This window comes from Sulfuricaulis sp., assembly GCF_049587675.1.
In the GTDB taxonomy this organism is placed as follows: Bacteria; Pseudomonadota; Gammaproteobacteria; order Acidiferrobacterales; family Sulfurifustaceae; genus Sulfuricaulis.
On sequence record NZ_JBAVEJ010000256.1, the window covers coordinates 1 to 2,540 of the forward strand.

General features: G+C 60.2%; 3 protein-coding genes. All 3 read right to left on the bottom strand.

Annotation, left to right across the window (positions count from 1 at the left end; translation table 11 throughout):
- Positions 1 to 716: NAD(P)-dependent oxidoreductase (locus WB402_RS13475; protein WP_424208708.1), on the bottom strand; the 716-nt coding region annotated here is incomplete at its 3' end.
- A gap of 43 nt (positions 717 to 759) precedes the next feature.
- Positions 760 to 1,824: a hypothetical protein gene (locus tag WB402_RS13480; protein WP_424208710.1), complete on the bottom strand. Its 1,065-nt coding sequence runs from the start codon at positions 1,822 to 1,824 to the stop codon at positions 760 to 762.
- 76 nt (positions 1,825 to 1,900) lie between these two features.
- Positions 1,901 to 2,425, bottom strand: coding sequence for an NADH-quinone oxidoreductase subunit B family protein (locus WB402_RS13485; RefSeq protein ID WP_424208712.1), 525 nt, complete (start codon positions 2,423 to 2,425; stop codon positions 1,901 to 1,903).
- Positions 2,426 to 2,540 lie beyond the last annotated feature (115 nt).

Consider the following 2,540-nt stretch of genomic DNA (forward strand, 5'->3'; position numbering starts at 1 on the left):
GCTTCATCCACCAGACCTCCGCGGGCGGTGTTGATGAGCAGGGCATGGGGACGCATTTTTTTCAGTTCGGCCGCGCTGATCATATGATGGGTCGCGGGTGTTAGCGGACAGTGCAAAGTGATCACGTCGCTCTCCGTCAGGACCGTTTCGAATGCCGTGTAACCGGATCGCACCGTGGCGGCGCCCTTGTGGTCGGCGAACAGCATGCGCATGCCAAACGCTTCGCCCAATTTTGCCGTGGCCTGCCCCAAGGCGCCGTGACCGATCACACCGAGCGTACTGCCGTGCAAATCCAGAATCGGGCGCGTGAATAGACAGAACTGCTCGGCTTTCTGCCAGAGTCCGTTACGCACGTCCTCGCGGTAACCCGGCAGGTTGCGTCGCAGTGCCAGGACCAGCGTGAATACATGTTCTGGAACCGTGTGCATGGCATAGTTCCGGATATTCGAAACGACAATTCCATGCGCGCGGCAATAATCGAGATCGACGTTGTTGGTGCCGGTGGCGCACACCGCAATCATCCTCAGCGATTTGAGCCGTGCAAGACTGTCGGCCATGACCGGAACTTTGTTGCTGATCGCAATCGTGGTGTTTTTCAGTCGCTCAACGACTTGTGACGCCAGAGTTACCGGATAATCCCGCCACTCATGCGAAAAGTCCGGCCGGCGGATTTCAGCCTGTATGCTGTCGCGGTCGAGAAAGACGATACGTTCCATGAGTATTCGAAGGACGAACCTGCTATTTCGCGGCGTTCAGTCGCTACTCGGCAGCGATGGTTTCCAGGGCACGCGAACGCCAGTCGAGCACGGCGGTGCGCACCTGCATTCTGGAAGCGAGCTTTGGGTGTTGGGCGCGTATGACATCCGCTGCGAACTTTGAAAGGAAGCGCGACTTCAGTTCGGCGCGGGCACGATCCACGCCGACCTCGGCGAAGGGCACCGAGGCCAGCAGCAGGAAACCATCGTCGGGAATGCGACCGGCACGCATGTTGGCGTCGATGATGCCGGCGGCTTGGTGGATTGGCTCGGCGAGGTCGGGACTGTAGGGGCCGATGATGAGCGCGAGGTTGGGCATGTGGAGGAAATCGAATCCGCGCCCGACGCAGATCATCCACTCGCGATGCTCGACGTCCAGCGTGCGCTCCGTGTTCTCGACCTCGACGATGCGGTCCATGTTGCCGAGCACGAGCGGTTCAAGGTCATGGCGGGTCTGGCTGGGCATGTCCGGAAAAATGTGTTCCAGGCGCGGGCGCAATCCATCCTGATCGTGAACCCCAAGCTGCGATATATCCAGCATATCGCCGTTCGAGCCGTGCAGCACGAGCGCGTCCTCGTCGGTTTCGAAACCGCAGACGATAGGATAGACCGTTCCGTGGCCGGCGCCGAAGACATGCTCGACCTGGTGCTTGATGGTGTAAGTGTGGGCGCGCGCCGCTTCGGTGTCGAAGTTGAACCCGGCGCAGCCGCGCTGCTTGTCACTTTTCGAATAGTGGTAGGTAATGAGCAGCAACACTCGCCGCCCGGTGCTGACCTGATCGTGGACGTAATTGGCCAGCACCTCGCCCAGGTGCGGCCAGCCCAGGTTGAACATCCCGCCGAGATTGCGGAATGGCTGGATGATACCTAGCGGTGTGTGGGTGGCGACGGAAAGGTTGATACGGCCGTCCATGCATTTGAGTGCGGCCACCGCCGACGGATGCTCCGCCAGATAGCGCTGCCGGGCAATAAAGGCCTCGGAGCTGGAAAACACCTCCGAGTGCCGGCGTGCGTGTCCCATCAGCCATTCGATGCGCTGGACAATGGGTTTGTGGTGGATGTTCTCCATTGAGAGCTTTATACGGATATCGAGTATGAACGGCAAGTACGGGCGACCCGGCGGTGTCTTCCGCAGGCCGGCAGAGTCATTTACGGGCGGACAGTTTCCCGATGGCTTCCAGAATTCCGCGCATCAAATCCAGCGGCGTCGGCGGACAGCCGCGGATGACGGCGTCCACGGGTATGACATTGGATACTGCCCCGCACGAGGCGTAGCTCACGCCGAATTCTCCGCCGTTCGCGCCGCACTCACCCACGGCGATCACCAGCTTGGGTTCAGGCGTTGCATCGTAGGTGCGACGCAGCGCCGCCTCCATGTGGCGCGATACCGGCCCGGTGACGAGCAGCATGTCGGCGTGGCGTGGGCTGGCGACGAAGTGCACGCCGAAGCGCTCGATACCATAGTAAGGATTGTTGAGTGCGTGAATTTCCAGTTCGCAGCCGTTGCACGAGCCGGCATCCACCTCGCGGATCGCGAGACTCCCGTTGAACAACTCGCCGACCTTTTCCCTCAGCTGCGCGCCGATTTCCTCGAGCGCCGGTTCCTCGATTTTTGGCAGGCGCTCGGTGATGATGCCGATACGTTGGATTTTTCCTAGAATGCGCAGCATGGCCTATAAATCGTGTCCCGAATAAGAACCGTTCACGGACTTGTTGCACACTGGAAAGTCCGGAACGATGTTGTCGTGTATGAGCAGCTCGATTGCCGGCCACGTGGTCCAGGAG

Bases quoted from the DNA above. Each gene is read 5' to 3' on its own strand.
- WB402_RS13480 (WP_424208710.1), bottom strand. From the start codon at position 1,824: ATGGAGAACATCCACCACAAACCCATTGTCCAGCGCATCGAATGGCTG.
- WB402_RS13485 (WP_424208712.1), bottom strand. From the start codon at position 2,425: ATGCTGCGCATTCTAGGAAAAATCCAACGTATCGGCATCATCACCGAG.